This window comes from Streptococcus sp. HMSC34B10 (genome assembly GCF_001839505.1).
Lineage (GTDB): Bacteria > Bacillota > Bacilli > Lactobacillales > Streptococcaceae > Streptococcus > Streptococcus peroris.
The window spans coordinates 1-20,001 of the sequence record NZ_KV841548.1; the positions used below are offsets into that span (position 1 = coordinate 1).

The 20,001-nt window shown below is 38.9% G+C and carries 24 protein-coding genes and 1 tRNA gene; 3 read left to right on the top strand and 22 right to left on the bottom strand.

Translation table 11 applies throughout. The features are described 5' to 3' along the window. Positions 1–80 precede the first annotated feature (80 nt). The 6 genes from HMPREF3237_RS01885 to HMPREF3237_RS01910 form a co-directional block, all read right to left on the bottom strand. Positions 81–152 (bottom strand) — tRNA-Arg (locus HMPREF3237_RS01885). A 42-nt stretch (positions 153–194) separates the two neighbouring features. Next, a complete protein-coding gene (gene rplS, locus HMPREF3237_RS01890; RefSeq protein WP_001068670.1) occupies positions 195–542 on the bottom strand; it encodes a 50S ribosomal protein L19 in 348 nt (115 codons plus the stop codon). A gap of 118 nt (positions 543–660) precedes the next feature. Next, complete coding sequence (gene crcB, locus HMPREF3237_RS01895) at positions 661–990, bottom strand: fluoride efflux transporter CrcB (protein ID WP_006145694.1); 330 nt, start codon at positions 988–990, stop codon at positions 661–663. After that, on the bottom strand, positions 984–1,358 hold the full coding sequence (crcB, locus tag HMPREF3237_RS01900; protein ID WP_006145695.1) for a fluoride efflux transporter CrcB: 375 nt from the start codon (positions 1,356–1,358) through the stop codon (positions 984–986). Before crcB (HMPREF3237_RS01900) ends, crcB (HMPREF3237_RS01895) begins: the two co-directional genes overlap by 7 nt. Then, complete coding sequence (locus tag HMPREF3237_RS01905; protein ID WP_070888640.1) at positions 1,355–1,621, bottom strand: chorismate mutase; 267 nt, start codon at positions 1,619–1,621, stop codon at positions 1,355–1,357. Before HMPREF3237_RS01905 ends, crcB (HMPREF3237_RS01900) begins: the two co-directional genes overlap by 4 nt. A 116-nt stretch (positions 1,622–1,737) precedes the next feature. Continuing rightward, positions 1,738–2,181 (bottom strand): flavodoxin, encoded by a 444-nt coding sequence (locus HMPREF3237_RS01910; protein ID WP_001162133.1) that lies wholly within the window; start codon positions 2,179–2,181, stop codon positions 1,738–1,740. A 103-nt stretch (positions 2,182–2,284) separates the two neighbouring features. On the opposite strand from HMPREF3237_RS01910, the gene HMPREF3237_RS01915 reads away from it, so the two are divergent. After that, entirely contained in the window at positions 2,285–3,223 is a 939-nt protein-coding gene (locus HMPREF3237_RS01915) for a DHH family phosphoesterase (RefSeq protein ID WP_070888641.1), read from the top strand. Positions 3,224–3,315: 92 nt separating this feature from the next. After that, entirely contained in the window at positions 3,316–3,558 is a 243-nt protein-coding gene (locus HMPREF3237_RS01920) for a type B 50S ribosomal protein L31 (RefSeq protein ID WP_004253349.1), read from the top strand. A gap of 215 nt (positions 3,559–3,773) precedes the next feature. Here HMPREF3237_RS01920 and HMPREF3237_RS01925 read toward each other — a convergent pair whose 3' ends face one another. From HMPREF3237_RS01925 to HMPREF3237_RS01940, 4 genes are all read right to left on the bottom strand, one after another. Beyond that, on the bottom strand, positions 3,774–4,049 hold the full coding sequence (locus HMPREF3237_RS01925) for an HU family DNA-binding protein (protein WP_004253345.1): 276 nt from the start codon (positions 4,047–4,049) through the stop codon (positions 3,774–3,776). 108 nt (positions 4,050–4,157) lie between these two features. Further along, a complete protein-coding gene (locus HMPREF3237_RS01930) occupies positions 4,158–4,994 on the bottom strand; it encodes a DegV family protein (protein ID WP_070888732.1) in 837 nt (278 codons plus the stop codon). A gap of 181 nt (positions 4,995–5,175) precedes the next feature. Continuing rightward, positions 5,176–6,408 carry a tetratricopeptide repeat protein gene (locus HMPREF3237_RS01935; RefSeq protein ID WP_070888642.1) on the bottom strand — a complete coding sequence of 411 codons (1,233 nt, stop codon included), beginning with the start codon at positions 6,406–6,408 and terminating at the stop codon, positions 5,176–5,178. Next, entirely contained in the window at positions 6,401–7,564 is a 1,164-nt protein-coding gene (locus HMPREF3237_RS01940) for an AI-2E family transporter (protein WP_006145701.1), read from the bottom strand. Before HMPREF3237_RS01940 ends, HMPREF3237_RS01935 begins: the two co-directional genes overlap by 8 nt. A gap of 188 nt (positions 7,565–7,752) precedes the next feature. Here HMPREF3237_RS01940 and HMPREF3237_RS01945 point away from each other — a divergent pair, with 188 nt between their 5' ends. Further along, positions 7,753–8,766 (top strand): lactonase family protein, encoded by a 1,014-nt coding sequence (locus HMPREF3237_RS01945; protein WP_025168696.1) that lies wholly within the window; start codon positions 7,753–7,755, stop codon positions 8,764–8,766. Between the two features lie 46 nt (positions 8,767–8,812). Here HMPREF3237_RS01945 and HMPREF3237_RS01950 read toward each other — a convergent pair whose 3' ends face one another. The 12 genes from HMPREF3237_RS01950 to HMPREF3237_RS02005 form a co-directional block, all read right to left on the bottom strand. Further along, the gene (locus tag HMPREF3237_RS01950) at positions 8,813–9,232 is read right to left on the bottom strand and encodes a F0F1 ATP synthase subunit epsilon (RefSeq protein ID WP_006145703.1); all 420 of its coding nucleotides are present in this window, start codon (positions 9,230–9,232) and stop codon (positions 8,813–8,815) included. Positions 9,233–9,242: 10 nt separating this feature from the next. Then, complete coding sequence (gene atpD, locus HMPREF3237_RS01955; protein ID WP_070888643.1) at positions 9,243–10,649, bottom strand: F0F1 ATP synthase subunit beta; 1,407 nt, start codon at positions 10,647–10,649, stop codon at positions 9,243–9,245. A gap of 80 nt (positions 10,650–10,729) precedes the next feature. Then, entirely contained in the window at positions 10,730–11,608 is an 879-nt protein-coding gene (locus HMPREF3237_RS01960; RefSeq protein ID WP_006145705.1) for a F0F1 ATP synthase subunit gamma, read from the bottom strand. Between the two features lie 15 nt (positions 11,609–11,623). Continuing rightward, positions 11,624–13,129: a F0F1 ATP synthase subunit alpha gene (gene atpA / locus HMPREF3237_RS01965; protein ID WP_000996628.1), complete on the bottom strand. Its 1,506-nt coding sequence runs from the start codon at positions 13,127–13,129 to the stop codon at positions 11,624–11,626. A gap of 14 nt (positions 13,130–13,143) precedes the next feature. Further along, positions 13,144–13,680: a F0F1 ATP synthase subunit delta gene (locus HMPREF3237_RS01970; RefSeq protein WP_070888644.1), complete on the bottom strand. Its 537-nt coding sequence runs from the start codon at positions 13,678–13,680 to the stop codon at positions 13,144–13,146. Next, positions 13,680–14,174 (bottom strand): F0F1 ATP synthase subunit B, encoded by a 495-nt coding sequence (atpF, locus tag HMPREF3237_RS01975; RefSeq protein WP_070888645.1) that lies wholly within the window; start codon positions 14,172–14,174, stop codon positions 13,680–13,682. The genes HMPREF3237_RS01970 and atpF overlap by 1 nt, the downstream gene beginning before the upstream one ends. A gap of 13 nt (positions 14,175–14,187) precedes the next feature. Further along, the gene (gene atpB, locus HMPREF3237_RS01980; protein ID WP_006145708.1) at positions 14,188–14,904 is read right to left on the bottom strand and encodes a F0F1 ATP synthase subunit A; all 717 of its coding nucleotides are present in this window, start codon (positions 14,902–14,904) and stop codon (positions 14,188–14,190) included. Between the two features lie 34 nt (positions 14,905–14,938). Further along, a complete protein-coding gene (locus tag HMPREF3237_RS01985) occupies positions 14,939–15,139 on the bottom strand; it encodes a F0F1 ATP synthase subunit C (protein ID WP_001054552.1) in 201 nt (66 codons plus the stop codon). Positions 15,140–15,366: 227 nt separating this feature from the next. Beyond that, positions 15,367–15,678, bottom strand: a complete 312-nt coding sequence (locus HMPREF3237_RS01990) for a CHY zinc finger protein (RefSeq protein WP_070888646.1) — start codon at positions 15,676–15,678, stop codon at positions 15,367–15,369. A 13-nt stretch (positions 15,679–15,691) separates the two neighbouring features. Beyond that, entirely contained in the window at positions 15,692–16,978 is a 1,287-nt protein-coding gene (locus HMPREF3237_RS01995; RefSeq protein ID WP_070888647.1) for a peptidase U32 family protein, read from the bottom strand. A 123-nt stretch (positions 16,979–17,101) separates the two neighbouring features. After that, positions 17,102–19,321 (bottom strand): ComEC/Rec2 family competence protein, encoded by a 2,220-nt coding sequence (locus HMPREF3237_RS02000; protein ID WP_070888648.1) that lies wholly within the window; start codon positions 19,319–19,321, stop codon positions 17,102–17,104. Beyond that, entirely contained in the window at positions 19,305–19,946 is a 642-nt protein-coding gene (locus HMPREF3237_RS02005; RefSeq protein ID WP_070888649.1) for a helix-hairpin-helix domain-containing protein, read from the bottom strand. Before HMPREF3237_RS02005 ends, HMPREF3237_RS02000 begins: the two co-directional genes overlap by 17 nt. Positions 19,947–20,001 lie beyond the last annotated feature (55 nt).

Below are 20,001 nucleotides of genomic sequence, written 5' to 3' on the forward strand. Positions count from 1 at the left end.
TTTTACCTGTCTACTTGACAGGGGGCATATCATTATCCAGTGTTTTTTTGTTTCTTTATGTTTCTTTACGCTTCTTAAAATGCTCCCTGCAGGAATCGAACCTGCAACTACTCCTTAGGAGGGAGTTGTTATATCCATTGAACTAAGGGAGCTAGAGAAAAACCCTGCCGAATGAGCAGAGTTTTATTGTCGAATTAACGACGGATTTCTTTGATACGAGCAGCCTTACCTTGAAGAGCACGCAAGTAGTACAATTTCGCACGACGTACTTTACCGTAACGAACAACCTCAATCTTTTCAACACGTGGAGTGTGGATTGGGAAGATACGTTCAACACCGACACCGTTAGAGATTTTACGAACTGTGTAGTTTTCTGAGATGCCAGCACCTTTACGTGCAATAACAACACCTTCAAAGATCTGAACACGTTCACGGTTTCCTTCGACAACTTTCGCGTGTACACGAACAGTGTCACCAGGACGGAATGAAGGGATATCTGTACGAAGTTGACCTTCAGTCAAGCTTTGGATTAATGGATTCATTTTATTCTCCTATCTTTGTCAATCTTGAGGAACCTTCCTCAGCGGATAAACTGTATTTTTGTGCGTCCATTACACACAAAGTCTAGTTTATCAGATTTCTTTGAAAAAGTAAAGAAGTTTATAGCAGATTTGCTATAAAAAATGCAAGAAAACCAAGCAAGTAGGTTACTAGTAAATAACTAAAAAACGCCTTCTTGTCACTTAGGAGCCTTTGGAGCTCATCATTCAAAGTTGAAAAAGTCGTCAAACCGCCACAAAAACCAGTTGCAAGGACAGTATAGACTTCTTTTGACTCCACATGACTGTAAAATAATCCAATCAAAAAACAGCCTAGAATATTAGCTATGAGAGTTCCTAGAGGTAGTACTGAACCTTGATTATAACGTGAAAAGAAATAACGCACAAGGGCACCCAGTCCACAAGCAAGCATTAGATATAATACTACCATTTCTTCCTCCCTAAAATATAGGCCAATACGAGCCCACCACCGACACTCAACACTAGATAGATAACCAAACTGACATATCGCTCTGTGCTCATCAATCGATCAACGTCTACTATTAGACTAGAAAATGTCGTTAAACCGCCACAGAAGCCTGTTCCAAGAGCTAGAACAAGTCCTTTACTGGTTCCCTTATAAACTAGATACCCCTTTACGAGATAGACAAGACAGAAAATCCCTAGATAGTTGACAACTAATGTTCCCCAAGGGAAGTCTGGACTAGCTGGTAGCCATTTGGAAATCAGATAACGGACGAGTCCTCCTAACATACCAGCTAGAAAGATTCCTAGTGTATAGAATTGTTCTTTTTTCATTTGATGTTTTTATCCTGATAATCACGCGAACGTTTGAGAATATCTGAAAAAGTCTCAACGATTGTTTCTTCGTATTTTTTATTGCTGATACGACTTCTGACTTTTTCAAAGATAAGTTCTTCTCTTTTGGTATCCAAGATTGGTTTTCCTGTAGCCTTTTTATAAGCAACTACGTCTTCAACTAGATGCATTCTTTCTTCCAACAGTTGGACGATTTGGCTATCTATTTCGTCAATTTCTTGTCTAATCTTATCTAAATCCATCTTGTCTCCTTATTCATTTCTGTAATGAAAACTATAAATCCTCAAACAGTCCGAAAAACAAAACTCCTCGAAAATAAAAACTGTGCCAACCTTTTCCAGTCAGCACAGTCAGAGGTCTATCCTACTTTAGCAGCTAACTCTTCTGCGAATTGCTCCAAGCGTTCGATATCTTCTTCTTCAGCAGAAAGATCTACTTTGACACATTCTGAACCCTTTTCAGCTCCTGTTGCGACAAACACACGATCAAAGTCGTCAACAGCTTTACAAAATTCATCGTAGAAGGTATCACCTGAGCCAACTACTCCATAGATTTTACCATTCAAGTTGAGATCTGCTAGGTCTTCGTAGAAGTCCATCATCTCATCTGGCAATTCTCCATCACCATAAGTATAGGTCGCAACAATAGCGATATCTGCTTCTAAAAAGTCAGAAGCGTCCACAGTTGTACACTCATCAACATCGACATCTAAACCTAATTCTCTTAATTTATCTGCTACAATATCTGCGATTTCTTCGGTATTACCGGTCATGCTGGCAAATACAATTTTTGCTAATGCCATATCGTCCTCCTCAATTAATCTTTCTCCATTATATCACATCTTTTTCATTTTAAAAATAAAAATTCTTATGCTACAATGAAATGAGAAAGAAACGAGGTTACTTATGGAAATTTGTCACCAAATTTTAGAAAAAATCAAAGCATACGATACGATTATTATTCACCGTCATATGAAACCAGACCCTGATGCTCTAGGAAGTCAAATGGGACTTAAGTATTTACTTGAAAAACATTTTCCAGATAAACACATAAAGGCGGTAGGTTTTAATGAACCTACACTTACCTGGCTAGCTAAGATGGATACTGTTGAAGATAGTGATTACCAAGGGGCCCTCGTGATTGTCTGTGATACTGCAAATACTGCACGAATTGATGACAAACGCTATGACAAAGGTGATTACCTTATCAAAATCGATCATCATCCAAACGACGACCAGTACGGAGATCTCGCATGGGTTGATACAAACTCTAGTAGTGCGAGTGAGATGATTGCTCTTTTTGCTGAAGCTACAAATCTTGATTTATCAGACTATGCTGCTAGATTACTATGCGCTGGAATTATTGGCGATACAGGACGTTTTCTATATCCTTCTACCTCAGTCCGTACCTTGCGTATCGCTAGTCGCTTGAGAGAGCACAATTTTGATTTTTCCGAATTAACACGGAAAATGGATACTATCAGCTTTAAAATCGCTAAATTGCAAGGCTACGTTTACGATCACTTGGAAGTGGATGAAAATGGCGCTGCTCGTGTCACTCTTACTCAAGAAGTATTACAAGCTTATAATGTAACTGATGCTGAAACAGCTGCCATTGTAGGTGCTCCTGGTCGCATTGATAGTGTGAGCCTTTGGGGAATCTTTGTGGAACAAGCAGATGGCCACTATCGCGTACGTCTCCGCAGTAAATTTGTCCCAATTAATAATGTCGCAAAAGAACATGATGGTGGTGGTCATCCACTAGCAAGTGGCGCCAACTCCTACAGTTTAGAAGAAAACGAACAAATCTACCAAGAATTAAAAAACTTAGTAAAAAACTCATAAAACACTTGCCAAATCTTTTAATATCTGATAGACTAGTAAGGTAACAATCTATGGCTCGCAAAGAGACCATGGCAGAAAGGAAATATTGCAAAATGAAAAAAGATATCCATCCAGAATATCGCCCAGTTGTCTTCATGGACACTACTACTGGTTACAAATTCCTTAGCGGTTCAACAAAACGCTCTAGCGAAACAGTCGAGTTCGAAGGCGAAACTTACCCATTGATCCGTGTGGAAATTTCATCAGACTCACACCCATTCTACACTGGACGTCAAAAGTTCACTCAAGCAGATGGACGCGTGGATCGTTTCAACAAAAAATACGGTCTCAAATAATCAACCGCATTCCTTACATAAGGTTGAACAAAAACAACTTCGATTCGGAGTTGTTTTTTTATTGCTTTCATGAGTTTCATCGATTGACAATTTCAAATGTAGTCCCACTAGAAATACTATTTTATCTTCTCCTGCCCTTTTTTGCCCCCTACACACAAAAAAAAGCCTGTCACACAAACTCAAGTGCTTGATATGACGGGCTTTTTATAAAATCATTATTTAACTGCTTCTTTAAGAGCTTTACCAGCTTTGAATGCTGGAACTTTAGAAGCTTTGATTTTGATTTCTTTACCAGTTTGTGGGTTGCGGCCTTTACGAGCTGCACGTTTACGAACTTCAAAGTTACCAAAACCGATCAATTGAACTTTTTCACCAGCTGAAAGGAATTCAGTTACAGCTGCGAATACAGCGTCAACTGCTGCTGCTGAATCTTTCTTAGTCAATTCTGTAGCTTCTGCTACTTTAGCGATCAAATCTTGTTTGTTTGCCATGTTAATGAATCCTCCAAAATTATTTCTAATTAACACTTATAATCATAACCTAAAATTCCTTTTAGGTCAAGTCAAAAAGTTCCATTTCTTTGATTTTTCTTCATTTTTTTAGGAATTATAGTGAATTAAGATAGCCCAAGCGTTTTCACCAGTGTGAGTTTGGATAATTGATCCTGTTTCAAGAACTGAAATTGGCTTTTCAACATAAGGTTGAAGAACAGCTTTCATCTCATTTGCCCATTCGTTTGTACCGGCATAAGAAATACCAATCTCTGCCACCGAACGTTGTGACAAGGTCCCTACTAGCTCATCCAACCATTTCTTAAAGGTTTTGGCACCTCGTCCCTTAACAATCGGTTGAAGCTCATCACCTTTCATCTGCATAACTACACGAATATTGAGTAACGAGCTTATTAGACCTGTTACACGACCAATACGCCCACCCTTAACAAGGTTTTCCAAAGTAGAAACACCGATGTAGAGTTCTGTATTATTTTTTACTTCTTCTACACATGACAAGATGGTTTCTAAGTCTTTTCCTTCTTGAGCCAATCTAGCCGCTTCTACTACTTGAAACTTTAATGCCTGATCCGTAAATGAGCTATCCAAAACAGTCACATCAGCTGTTGATAGACTTGCTCCTTGGCGAGCTGCTTCTACAGTCCCTGACAAAGCATGAGACATGTGAATAGCTAAAATCTGACTACCATCTTTACCCAAATCATCAAAAATTTCTGCAAAAAGTCCCACAGGTGGTTGACTAGTCTTAGGAAGATTTTTACTTGCTTGCATCAAGCGAAGAAATTCTCCCTCTTCAAGATCTGCATCTGAATAAAGGACACTATCAATCATTACAGATAGAGGAACAATAGTAATATCTAATTCTTTAACCACTTCTGGTTCTATGGTAACAGACGAATCCGTTACAATTTTTACTTTTGTCATCATTCAAATCTTTCTATTTTTACATATTGTAATTATTCAACTTTACTATAACAATTATATCAAAAAAAAATAAAAAATTCACACTCTACTTATCTATTTTAATTACTTATTCTATAATTATTCTTTCGAAGTGTTTCCCAAAAAAATAATCGCCTGTTTAAGGGCGATTACAATCAATATCTTAGAGTAAATGATCATATAATTCCTGCATTTGCATATCGTCTGGTACTAAGTGAAGATAAATTTGGATGTATTCTTTTGCTTCTTCTAGCTTACCTAGTTCTCTGAGTAAATAGATAAATTGTTCCAAAAATTCTGGATTATCCTTGAGTTCAGGAAAAAGTTTCTCATATAGCTCGTATGCTGCATCTAACTCTTCTGTCTCTTGATAGCTTCTTGCAATTATCCATTTCGTTAAGAGATTTTCAGGTTCATACGTTTCTAAAGCTAGAATATCTTCGTATCTTTCTTGTTCTTGGTAGATGGTAGCTAAGCGTAGCAAAATTTCTTCCTGGTCATCAGCATTCTCTTGTGCTTGTAGTAGATATGCTTCTGCTTGTTCCGGTTGATGCAATTCATAAGATAGCTGAGATGCAAGGAGTAAAAGCCGAGTTTCAAAAGGATTTTTTGACAAGCCCTGTTGAGCTATTTTAAGAGCCTCTTCTGTCTGATGCTCCTGATGCAGTGCCTGACTATAGCCGTACTCGTATCCTTCGAAATCTGGAGAAATCGTATCTAACTGCTTAAAGAATAAGGTTGCTTTTTGATAGTCCTCTTGGTCTAAATAGATACTTGCAAGTTCATAGGCTGTTTGGTCATCATATTCTAACTCTAGGGATTTTTCTAAAAACTCAGTAGCAGACTCGAACTTTCCAAGTCGTGCATAGGCAAGACCAATTCTCTGATAGGTCGAAATTCCAGTTTGATCGTAGATAGCACGATTATCAAGTTGAGCATAACCCTTAATGGCCTCTAAATCGTTTCCTAGCTCGCTGTCTAGTTCAGCCAGTCCAAATATCAAGAGAGGATCATCAGAGTAGCTACGAGCTTCTAAGAGCTTCTCACGCGCAACATCAGTCAATCCTTCCATCTGATATAAATCTGCTTTTAAGGCAAGTGCTGATACATACCATTCGCTTTCTGGACCGATATTTTCTAAATAATCAAAAGCCTCCTCAATCAATCCATCCTCACCAGCTATTGCAGCTAGATTGATGTATACTTCTGGAAATTTTGGTGCTAGTTTCTCGTAGATTTGTGCTGCCTGAGGATAGAAGCCGATCCCTTCTAGATATGCAGCCAGTTCCAAAAGAACATTATCTGAATCTTCTTTTAGCGCCTTTTGAAAAAAAGAATCTGCACTTGATAAGTCTTGTTGTTCTAAAGCCTCAAGCATCTGTTGACTATTATTCACGATCAGACTCCTCTTTCGGTTGTTCATAAAGTCCACTTACTTCTGTGTACCAATCAAAAATAGCTGAAATGACTACTTTTGCAGAAGCATAGATTGGAATCCCAAGTAGTACTCCCCAGATACCAAACATAGAACCTGAAGTCAATAGAACAAAAAGTATGGTAATTGGATGAATATTCAATTGGCTTCCTAAAATCAGTGGTGAAACGAAACGACCTTCAATGGTTTGTTCAACAATAAAAACTACAATAACCTTTAGAAGCATGATTGGTCCTGCAATTAAGCCAAGGACAAGTGCAGGAATCATGGCAAGGAAACTTCCAAGATAAGGAACAAGATTTAAAAATCCTGCTGTAATACCTAGCACCACTCCATATCGAAGCCCTATTATCTTAAAGAAGATGATGAACATGATAGCTACAATAACAGCAACAGTAATTTGCCCTCTAACGTAGTTAGCAAGTTGTTGGTTTACTTCCGATAGAACCTTACCTACTGGTTCTCTCAATTTATTTGGTAAGAACTGAGTGATATAATTTCTTAAACCTTTTCCATCTCTAAGAAGATAAAAGAGCATAAAAGGCATGATAATCAAAGCGACAATTACTTGAGACGTTCCGCTAATAAGAGCACTCACCCAGTTAACAGCTTTGGAAGAAATATTACTTGCCCAAGCAGTTGCTTGTGTTGAAAATTGAGCTAAAACCTGTTCCAATTGGGGTCTAAAGTCATCTGGCAAACGCTTAGTTACAAGGTCATCAATAACTTTATCAGCATCTTCCAAATAACTTGGCACATTTTGCGCAAAAATGACTACTTGACGTTGCAGATTTGGGATTGCAACAGCTAGACCAACAATCAAGAGTATGGCGATAATGACGAAAATAATACTAATGGCTAAGACACGATTTATCTTGTGCTTCTCCATGAAATCTACTAATGGATTTAAGAGATAGAAAAGCAATCCTGATAAAATAACAGGCAACATCACAACAGATAAAAAGTCTATAACAGGTATAAATAAAAAGCTAATCTTACTGAGAATAAAAATATTGAGACCTAATAATAAGGTTACTAAGAAGACTGTGATAGCTTTATTATCTAAAAACCATGTAAAAAACCAAGATAAGTGAAATTGTTTCTCTTTTTGTTCCATATTTTCTTCCTTTCCTTTGTCCTAACATTATACCATTTTTTAAGAAAAATAAGGGGTTTTTATAGTGTTTTCGTTGAGGAGAAATTTATATTTTCCTAATCTGGATGCTCACTATTTTCACCTGAGAATTTTCATCTAGTAAACCTTTTTATGTTATAATGGAAGTATATTTTTTTAGAGGTATGTACATGAAAAAAACAGTCTATTTTGGAACTTATACTCGTCGTATATCCCAAGGGATTTACAAGGCTGAATTTGATACCGAGACAGGTCAATTAGCAAATTTAGAACTCTTTGCAGCAGAACCAAGTCCAACCTATTTAGCATTTGACAAAGACCAACATTTATACACTGTTGGAAGTCACGATGGCAAAGGTGGTATTGCAGCATTCAAAACTGATGGTAGCCTTATCAATCATGTAGTTGAAGAAGGTGCTCCCCACTGTTACGTTGCAGTTGATGAGAAACGTAGCCTAGTTTATGGTGCCAACTACCACAAAGGTCAAGTTTTGGTATACAAACGAAACGAAGATGGCAGTCTCGAATTGGCTGATAAAGTTCAACATGAAGGCCATGGTCCACATGAAAACCAAACTTCTCCCCATGTTCACTTTACAGATTTAACACCAGATCAATACTTAGTCACTTGTGATCTAGGTACTGACGAGGTCACTACCTATGATGTTGATTCAGAAGGAAAATTAAGTCCACTAGCAACCTACAACTGTAACCCTGGTGCCGGTGCTCGTCACCTTGTTTTCCACCATCACTACAAGATTGCTTATCTCATTTGCGAACTCAATAGTACAATTGAAGTGTTGATTTACGATGGAGTTGGAGCATTTGAAAGAATGCAAACTATCTCAACACTTCCAGAAGGCTACAATGATTTTAATGGTACTGCTGCTATTCGTCTATCAAAAGATGGTAAATACCTCTATGCTTCTAACCGTGGGCATGATTCTATTGCTGTGTATAGAATTTTAGCAGATGGAAGCTTGGAGTTATTAGAGATTGTACCAACTCATGGACAAAACCCACGTGATTTTGATTTATCTCCTGATCAAGAGTTCCTCATCGCGGTTCACCAAGATTCGGATAATGCGACTGTCTTTAAGCGTAATCCTGAAACTGGTCGACTTGCAGAACTTTCTAATGACTTCCATGTACCTGAAGCAGTCTGCATTAGCTTTACTAACTAACCAATAACAAAAAAGAACTTGAACAAACATCAAGTTCTTTTTTAGTTTATAGTTTATTTCCGACATTGATACGGTTAATGGCACGTTGCAATGCAATCTTAGCACGGCGCTCTTGGTCAATCAAATGTTTATCTTGTGCTTCTTCGATTTCACGTTCAGCACGAAGCTTCGCACGTTCTGCACGACTAACATCGATATCACGAGCTCGTTCAGCTGAGTCTGCAATGATAGTAATGACATCATTTGCAATCTCAATGATTCCCCCGTTTACTGCTATCCAGTTCACATGAGTATCATCATCGATACGTTTGACTTTAACTTCATCAACTGCTAATACCGCAATCATATTTTGATGTCGTGGCAAGATCCCCATCTCACCATCCAGAGTTCGAACTGATACAAAGCTGGCATGGTGATCATAGACGAGGCCATCTGGTGTCACGATCTGGACAGTTAACTGAGCCATAGGTCACCTCTTAAAATCCCATTTTTTCAGCCTTAGCAATAACATCTTCAATTGAACCTACTCCACGGAAGGCGTCTTCTGGGAGATGATCGTATTTCCCTTCAAGAATTTCCTTAAATCCACGAACTGTTTCAGCTACTGGAACATACGAACCTGGTTGACCAGTAAATTGTTCCGCAACGTTGAAGTTTTGTGAAAGGAAGAATTGAATACGACGTGCACGAGCAACCAAAGTCTTTTCTTCATCAGAAAGTTCATCCATACCAAGGATAGCAATAATATCTTGCAATTCATGGTAGCGTTGAAGGACACGTTTAACCTCAGCAGCAACTGCATAGTGTTCTTCACCAACGATTTCAGGTGCCAAGGCACGTGAACTTGAAGCAAGAGGGTCAACGGCTGGGTAAATACCCAATTGAACCAATTTACGTTCCAAGTTAGTAGTAGAATCCAAGTGAGCGAAGGCTGTTGCTGGCGCTGGGTCAGTATAGTCATCTGCTGGCACGTAGATAGCCTGGATAGAGGTTACAGAACCTTTCTTAGTTGACGTGATACGTTCTTGCAATTGACCCATTTCTGTTGCGAGTGTTGGTTGGTAACCAACGGCTGATGGCATACGACCCAAAAGGGCAGATACTTCTGAACCAGCTTGTGTGAAACGGAAAATGTTGTCAATGAAGAGAAGAACGTCTTGACCTTCTACATCACGGAAGTATTCAGCGATTGTCAAACCAGTAAGGGCAACACGCATACGTGCTCCTGGTGGTTCATTCATCTGACCAAAGACCATGGCAGTCTTTTCAATAACTCCAGATTCCTTCATTTCCCAATAAAGGTCATTCCCTTCACGAGTACGTTCCCCAACACCAGTAAATACTGAGATCCCACCGTGTTCTTGGGCAATGTTGTGAATCAATTCTTGAATCAAGACGGTTTTACCGACTCCGGCACCACCGAAGAGTCCGACTTTACCACCTTTAAGGTAAGGTGCAAGAAGGTCGATAACCTTAATCCCTGTTTCTAGAATTTCTGAAGAGGTAGACAACTCATCAAAAGTAGGGGCTTTTTTATGAATTGGCTGACGCTCTGCATCTTCTGTAAATGGAGCTTCCAAGTCAATGGTATCTCCCAAAACGTTGAAGACACGTCCTAAGGTTTCTTTACCTACTGGTACAGAGATTGGACGTCCTGTGTCCAAGACTTCCATTCCACGAGTCAAACCATCTGTTGATTCCATGGCGATGGTACGAATCATACCATCTCCCAACTCTAAGGCTACTTCAAGGACGATTTTTGTTTTCTTTTCGTCATTTTTGTAGACGACAAGTGCATTGTTTATCTCAGGTAGTTTTTCGCCTGCTGCAAACAAAACGTCTACAACGGGTCCGATAACCTGAGCAATTTTACCTGAACTCATCTCCTTCTCCTATTCTATATAAGATACTGTTGTTCCTAGTTTAGCTAGGTCCTAAGTTCATTGATTTTAGCAGGATAGCTTTATTCTAGAGCACTAGCTCCTGCCACGATTTCTGTGATTTCTTGTGTAATCGCCGCCTGTCTGGCACGGTTATACTGAATGGTCAAATCATTAATCACTTTTTTAGCATTATCAGTCGCTGTTTGCATAGCTGTCATACCAGCAGCATTTTCAGCTGTTTTGGCATCAATAATAGCACCATAAATCATGCTCTCTGCAAACTGTGGCAATAGTTGATCCAAGATTTCTTCTCGACTTGTTTCAAGATCAAAGGTCAAGCTATAGTTATCATCCGCTTCATTTGGATCCAAGTCCACGATAGGAAGCATCTGTTCCACACGCATTTGACTGGTCAAAGTATTCACATGGTGGTTATAGCAAACATAAAGCTCATCGAAAAGTTCATTTTGATACATTTCAATTGTTTTAGTGATAATCTTATGAACCTCATCAAAGCTTGGTTGACTTGCAAGGCCGCGTAATTCATAGATTGGTTGAATTCCACGAGCTTTAAAGAAGTCAGCCCCCATACCACCGATACAGATGACTTCAAAGTCATCACCATTTGGGTGGTATTCCTTCTGAAGTTCCATGACAGCCTTCAAGATTGAGGAATTATATCCTCCAACAAGACCACGGTCAGAAGTTATGACGATATAGCCTGTTTTCTTGACAGGGCGACTAATCAACATAGGGTTTGTTGATCCAGCGGCACCATCACCATGAAGGATATCTGTAACTAGCTTACGCACCTTTTGAGCATAAACCTGGAAGTTACGAGCAGCTTCTTCCGAACGACCTAACTTGGCAGCAGAGACCATCTGCATAGCATTAGTAATTTGACTAGTATTTTTTGTTGAGGCGATTTTTGTTTTAATATCATTTAGAGATACTGCCATTTGACACCTCTATTCTTATTGGAAGCTTGATTGATTGAGAAACTCAGTAATCGCAGCATCCAAGACTGCTTCATCTGGCAAGTCTTTTGTTTCACGAATGGTTTCCAAAATCTCAGGATGCTGAGCATCAAAGAACATATGGAACTCTTCTTCGAAACGAACGATATCGTCTACAGGAATTGTATCCAAGAAACCATGGGTCAAAGCATAGAGAATCGTTACTTGTTTCTCAACAGGTAATGGTTTGTGAACGGGTTGTTTCAATACTTCTACAGTACGACGACCACGGTTCAATTTAGCCTGAGTAGCCGCATCCAAGTCTGACCCAAATTTAGTGAAGGCTTCCAACTCACGATATGAAGCAAGGTCGATACGAAGTGTACCAGCAACCTTTTTCATAGCTTTAATTTGAGCAGAACCACCAACACGAGATACAGAAGAACCCGCATCAATGGCCGGACGAATACCCGCATTAAAGAGACCATCACCAAGGAAGATTTGTCCATCAGTGATAGAAATTACATTAGTTGCGATATAGGCTGAGATATCTCCCGCTTGAGTTTCGATAAACGGCAATGCAGTGATTGACCCACCACCAAGTTCATCTGAAACTTTGGCAGAACGTTCAAGCAGACGACTGTGAAGGTAGAAGACATCCCCTGGGAAGGCTTCACGACCTGGTGGACGACGGAGCAAGAGAGAAAGTTCACGATAAGCTACCGCTTGTTTAGATAAGTCATCATAAACGATCAAGACATGCTTACCTTGGTACATAAATTCTTCTGCCATAGCAACCCCTGCATAAGGTGCAAGGAAAAGCAATGGAGAAGGTTGTGAAGCTGATGCTGTCACAACAATTGTGTAATCCAAAGCTCCGTACTGGCGAAGTGTTTCTACTTGTGTACGAACGGTTGATTCTTTTTGTCCAATCGCAACATAGATACAAATCATATCTTGACCCTTTTGGTTCAAGATAGCATCAATTGCGATAGTAGTTTTCCCTGTTTGACGGTCACCGATAATCAACTCACGTTGACCACGTCCGATTGGAACAAGGGCATCAATAGCTTTCAAACCAGTTTGCAATGGTTCTGATACTGATTTACGTTGCATTACCCCAGGTGCTGGTGCTTCAACTGGACGAGTCTTGTTTGTGTCGATTGGACCAAGTCCATCTACGGGACGACCAAGTGGATCCACGACACGTCCAATCAAGCTATCACCAACTGGAACTTCCATGATTTTTCCTGTACGACGAATGGTGTCGCCTTCGCGGATATCTGTAAAATCTCCAAGGATGATAATACCAACATCTGTTGATTCTAAGTTTTGCGCCATACCATAAGAGCCGTTTTCAAAGATTAACAACTCTCCACTCATGGCATTTTCAAGGCCATGAGCACGCGCAATTCCGTCCCCGATATAGGTTACAACACCTGTTTCAGTCACATCAAAATTGGGTTTGAAATTTTCAATTTGTTGCTTAATTAAAGCGCTGATTTCTTGTGCGTTAATTGCCAAAAGAACACCACTTTCTATTTCAAATTTTCCTTAACAACTTTAAGTTGTTGTTTAATACTAACATCAATTGTCTTATGATTGGCGATAATGACAAAACCACCGATTAAACTATCGTCGATTTCTTCTTTAATGCTACGCACTTTTAAAGACATCTTTTTCTCTATAATAGGAAGTAGACGGTCTTTCTGTTCATCAGTCAGAGGATGAGCAGACATAATCGTTACTTCAAAACGATTCGTTTCTCTCTCAAGACGGTTTAAACAATCTACAATCACATCGTAAAAAAGATTTGAGCGATGATTGTACAACAGAACTTGAATGAAGTTTTGTACTAATGGTGATGCAGAGTCTTTGAAATAACTAACTGTTTTTTCCTTGTCAGACTCATCAACATCTACCTGAGCCAAAAAAGAAGGTAAGTCTGTTTCTTCAGCAACTTGTTTGATTTGAGTCAAGTCTGAAAAGATACGGTCTTCTTCTCCTTTTTCAATCACCAATTGGACAAAAGGCATGCTGTATTTTTCAATTACCTTTACTGTCTTTTTGTCCATTAAGCTTCTCCTAGCTGATCGATATACTGATCAATGAGTTCTTTGTGGGCATGACCATCAAGGTTTTGTGAGATAATTTTTCCAGCTAGACTTACTGTTAAATCTGCTACCTCACCTTTAACGCTTTGCAAAGCCTCAGCTTTATTTTGAGCAATTTCTTGGTTTGCTTTATCTTTTAAGCGTCCAGCTTCAAGCTTAGCTTCTGCTAAGATATCAGCTTTACTTTTCTCAGCTGTATCCTTTGCATTATCAATGATGGTCTTAGCTTCCTTACGGCTTCCAGCCAATTCATCTTCACGTTTTTGAGCAAGAGTTTCCGCTTTTTGACGGGCTTGTTCAGCTCCATCAATATCAGCAGCAATTTTCTCAGCTCGTTCTTCGAAGATACTTGTCAAATTTGACCACGCGAATTTTTTGACTAAGACGATCAAAAGGATAAAGGAGCCAGCAATTAAAATAAAGTTACCAATTAATTCACCTACTGTTACGTGCATCAGTTACTCCTTTCTACTCTTCTTCATCATTTATTTTATGTCCTAAATACATAGAAGACAATACTGTGAACACATAAGCCTGTACACAGGAGATGAACACAGAAAATGCCGTCCAGACAAGATTGGTAACAAATGCGACTGGATACCAATACAGTGCCTGATGAGAAAGAATAATTAGCAAGCTTGCCATCACTTCTCCGGCAAAGATATTCCCGAACACCCGCAAAGCAAGTGATAGGAAATTTGTGACTTCTTCAAGGAGATTCATCGGTGTCATAAAACCTGGGGTTGCAAAACCTTTCAGATATTGTTTAACACCACGACGACGAATTCCTTCGATATGGGTCATCAGGATAATTCCAAATGACAAAGCCAAGTCAAACTGGAGATTTGCTGTTGGCGATGTCCAAAGGTTTGTCCCATCTGTAGTTTGAATTTTTGCCATCAAACCAAGATTATTTGCGATGACCATAAAAAGAAACAAACACAAATAAAAGAGTGAGTAATCTTTCATGTACCGTGAACCTACGTTAGGTTCTGTAAAACCGACTACAAAGTCATAGAGATACTCTAGTACATTTTGCTTTCCCTTGGGTTTTACCGTCATGTTGCGACTTGCCCAATAGATAAAGCCAAAAATAACTGCCACAGACAACAAGGTCAAGGCTGTCAAGGTTAAATCAAAGGTAACAGGACCAATATTGATGGTTGGATTGATACTTTCTTCCATCTAGAATCCTCCCTTTTCCAATTTATACTTCTTTTTATTTGATGATAAATGAAAAGACAAGAGTTACAAAGAAAGTTCCTTCAATAAAGGCAATCCCCATGATCATCAAGCTACGTAATTGAGGGATGATATCTGGTTGGCGTGCTGCAGATTTGAACAAACCGTTCATCAAAAATCCTTCTGCAAGAGATACCCCCATACAGGCAAGACATAGACCAAAAAATGTTAAATTCATGACGAATTCTCCTTTTTATTTAATTTTTACTTAATTAGTTTAGTCCTAAAATTTTGATTTGTCAACTTTTTACTAATGTTGAAAGCGTTTCTCATTACTAATTTCCATTTTTTCGATTTTCAAGACTATCATATAGAAAATGTTATCGTATTTTCAGACCTATTTCGCTTTTTTCTTTATTTTCTGAAAATGAAAACCCGAGTTTTACAACCCGGATTTATCGTCTCTTATTTAAAATAATAGGAATAGTGACTCTGGCAAGCAGGATTAAATGCAGCTTTACAATAAGGACAGTTTCCCTTCCCTGAATACTCCTCATAGGTTAGTGTTTTCTTGCAGGAACCACATAAGACGGGCCTATCTCCTTTTAGACTTAAAGGGTAGGGAGAAAAAATGTGCTCCTCTATCTCATTGTGACACTGATAACAGGCGTAATACTTTTTACACTCGTAACACTGAAGCGCTACAATATCTTTATCACTATGGTAATGAACACATCTGCTTTCATCGTCCACTAGTAATCCCTGAGCTTGAACCATTCTTTTTCCTTATCTAGGCACGAACTGTGACGCTTGTTCCATCTTCTTTGTAAAGGTTAATCAGTCCTTCTTTCAAGGCACGTACCATATCCCCGGCTTGCACTGGTTGAGGAACCTTGATAGTCAAAAGTTCCATTGGGTTTGGTGCACGATCGATTTTATTTCCTTTAGCATCATGAAGATCTTGAATATAAGTTTCAAAATGACGGAAACCTGGTCCGTAAAATTCAACTTGGTCACCTTCGTTGATGACATTCCGTTGACGAATAGTTGCTGTTTGTGTTGCATCATCATAAGCTACTACTTCAGCAACAAACTTGTATTCTGGAATCTTACGACGTGCTCCGAACAGTTGTTCATTTTCAGATGGTGTTCCGTAGTAGAAACCTGTAGCCAATTCACGTTGGGCAACCTTCCACATTTCATCAATCAAGTCTTGCTTAATAGCTTCAAACTTTTCAGGACTCTCAAGATAGGCATCAACAGCAGCCTTGTAACAGTTTGTTACTGTTGAAACATAGTGGATGGATTTCATGCGACCTTCAATCTTAAGACTATCCACGCCATTTTCAATCATATCTGGGATATGGTCAATCATAGACATATCAACTGCAGACATAGAGAATTCTTCAGGAATTTCTCCCTTGAGACTCTTACGTTCTTGACCAAATGGCATATCATAAAGGTCGTATTTCCAACGGCAAGATTGAGAACAACCACCACGGTTGGCATCACGCATACTCATGTGGTTTGAAAGAGTACAACGACCAGAGTAGGAAATACACATAGCTCCGTGTACGAAGGCTTCGATCTCAACGTCTGTGCGTTTGCGGATTTCTGCCAATTCTTCCATAGAGACCTCACGCGCCAAAACGACACGCGTCAAGCCAAGTTCTTTCCAGAATTCAAGAGTTTCATAGTTAGTCGCACTAGCCTGGGTTGAAAGGTGGATTTCAAGTCCTGGAGCTTCTGTTGCTGCAATCATGATTAGGGCTGGATCAGACACGATAACCGCTGCAATCCCAATATCACGTAATTTACGGAACCATTCTCCCGCTCCCACTTCATTTCCTTCGTGCATGACCATATTAGCTGCTACATAGACTTTAGCGCCATATTTAGCAGCAAACTGTACTCCTTCTTCCATCTGTTCGAAAGTGAAGTTCCCTGCACGGCTACGAAGACCATAGGCCTGACCACCGATAAAGACAGCATCTGCTCCATATTGAACAGCTACTTTTAGTTTTTCAAGTGTTCCTGCAGGTGATAAAACCTCAGGACGTTTCAAAGTTTTTGTCATGTTTTCTCCTATTTGCAATATAAAAGTTTGACACTAATCTTTACCATTTTATAGCAAAAAGGTTTTAAAATCAAGTTTTGATTGATTGTTTAGACAATTTTAATTTTCTTCCAAAATCTAAAATCATCGAACTGTTTCAATTTGCCAAGAACTCCAGCCTCTAAAACGTATGGCTCCCTTTGTGTCGGTTTTGTAAATTGAATTCTCTATATTTTTATCTTCTTGGTAATTCTCCCCATTTTTAACTTTAAATGTTTTTTTCTTGTCTACTGAAATAACTGTAACTTTGGGTTGAAAGGTTTTGAATGCTTCGATATCTGAATTTTTCTTAGATGATTTCTGATGATTTATCACTACATCTGCTTGGAATTTTGGATAATGACTCGTTAAGAACTTCTCCTCTGTATTTCCTGTAACTAGAAAGGTTTGATTTAATAGCTTCCCGTACAAGGCAATTGAGCCCTTATTTTCTCTGTTTTGGCTAGCAATTACTTCCAAACTACTCCCAAAAATAGATAACTGCTGTCCTGTTTTGATAACACCTACCTTGACTTTGCTTTCAGTTAGCTTATCCATAAATTCTCTCTGTGATAGTATTTCTTCAGTTACTAGAATCTCTCTAAGCACGAAGGCTTTACCAATTTCTAGTAGATGGTCTAGTTGCTTAGGTTCACTATCCGTTAAAACAAGTTGATCAATCTTTGCCACACCTCGACTTTTCAGATAAGGAATTAAACTACGTTTGGCATTGCTAGTTGTGACTTTCTCTTGCCATGCTTCTTTCTTTTCGCGTTCAGATTTTTCTCCGACATCCAGTAGGATAGTCTTTCCTGTCGTGTCTCTTAGAAAAATACTCCGCCCCTGTTCCATATCCAGGACTGTGATTTCATTTTTCATGGGATGTTTGGTTATAAAAAAGAGCGAAATGACAACTATGACAAGCATAGATATTTTTTTCAAGTTTTTTCGATAGTCATAGATGAGAGCTAGAGTAATCAAAAGAAGGATTAAAATCCAAAGACTCGGTTGTCCAAAAACAAGAGGCCTCGTAGATAGCTGAGAAATATAGCGTATGATGTTTTCTAACCATTCAAAGAGAAAGTTGAACTGGGTGATGGGATATATAAATGACAGACAGAAGAGAATCGATAAGAGTGGTAACAGGATCGTATCAAATAAGAATGAAAAGGCAAAGGTCAAGAGTATAGACCACGGTTGGAATTCAGAAAAGTAAAAAGATAAAATTGGCAGAATACCCAAAGAAATGATGCAACTCTCTCTAACTAGTCCCTTTATTCCTTCTACTTCCTCACCAGTCATGGTCAGGATAAAGGCATAAGCACAGGAAAGAACTCCCCCAGCAGTTAAGAAAAAGTTCGGCATGATAAGAAATAGAATAAGAATCGTCAAAGCAAAATTATCCAGCCCCTTGAAGCCATGTTGAGCCAACAGTTTTTGTAGTAAGCTACGAATAACAGAGGCTGAAAATCCTGTCAAACCTGCATAGACCAAAGAAAATGGATAGGCAAGCCATTTGAACTTTTCTTGGGTCAATCCCAATCGTAAGAATAACTTCTTGAAAGCATCCATGAAAAATCCGACTTGCATTCCTGACAAAGCAAAAAGGTGAATAATCCCTAGACTAGAGTAGAGTTCATTCATTTCCTCAAAGTCGGTGTCCAAATGACCCAATAAGAGTCCCGTCATATAATTGCGCATGGGGTCAGGAAAATTCCTTTTTATCCAGACAACTGCTTTTCTCCGCAAGCTGGATAGATTTTCACCTATATCCCAGCTGGATGCTTTCTTTAATTCAACAATTTCCGAGATAGTTAAGCTCTGATAAATTCCCTGCGTTTTGAGATAGTTTCGATAATCAAATCCAGCAAAATTATTTGCTCCTTGAGGAATAGCTAGCTTTCCTTTTACTACTATCTCATGCAGTTCAGACAACTGCTGAAATTTTTCTTTTTCAGATTCTGACTGGAGTTTATAATAGACCTGAAAAAGTCTACCATCAGCCTTACCACGAAAAGAGAGACTATCACCATTCACCTTGATGGTATCTGGTAAGACTCGGACTGTATCAACTGTATTGACTAGATGTTGACTCACTTCTTCTTGCTGCCATTTTTGAAATACAAACCAACTCCCAAATAGGCTACAAACCAATAGAACCTTGACCACAGTCTTCCACGGAAATTGCAAAAATAGACAGATGACTAGAAAAACAAGTCCTAGCAAAGCAAGGAAGGAAGCTGAAAAAATAGCATAGTAAAGCCAAAGCAACAGAAAGCTGAGATAGATTTTAGGGATAGGGAAACGATTAATCCACTGTAACATAGTCTTTCAACTTTTCTATCGTCTTTGCACCAAACCCAGAAATTTTCTTGAGGTCATCAACTGACTTAAACTTACCATTGGAATCACGATGGTCGATAATATCTTGAGCACGTTTTGAACCTAGTCCTTTAACTTGTTTAAGCTCCTCCAAACTAGCTTTATTGAGATTAACTTTCTTATTTCCCTTGCTGTTAGAAGCACTTGATGGCGTTTCTTGACTAGTCGCTTCTTCCTTAGTTGGAACATAGACAAGTGTTTCGTCACTAATCTTCTGAGCAAGATTGATAGACTTACTATCAGCATTATCTGTCAGTCCGCCCGCTTTTTGAACAGCATCATTGATCCGACTTCCAACTGGCAAATCGTAAAGCCCTGGTGCTTTAACAGCTCCTTTCACATCGACAGTGATCAGATCTTGCTTAACAGACTCTTCTTTCTGGTTTTTGTCTTCCTTTTCATCCGTCGAATCCTTTGGAATAGTGGTAACTTCTGTTTGTGCCTTTGTTTCTTTAGCAGGTGCTTGAGCGACTGGTTTTAGGAGGAAAAATCCACCTAAAACCAGACCCAAACCAGCACAGATGACAATGATTTTATATTCTTTGATTTTCTCGATAAGTTCTTCCATATTTTCTCCTCTCTTAGCTTATTCGTAAGAGAAAGAAAAAAACAGCTGAAAAATC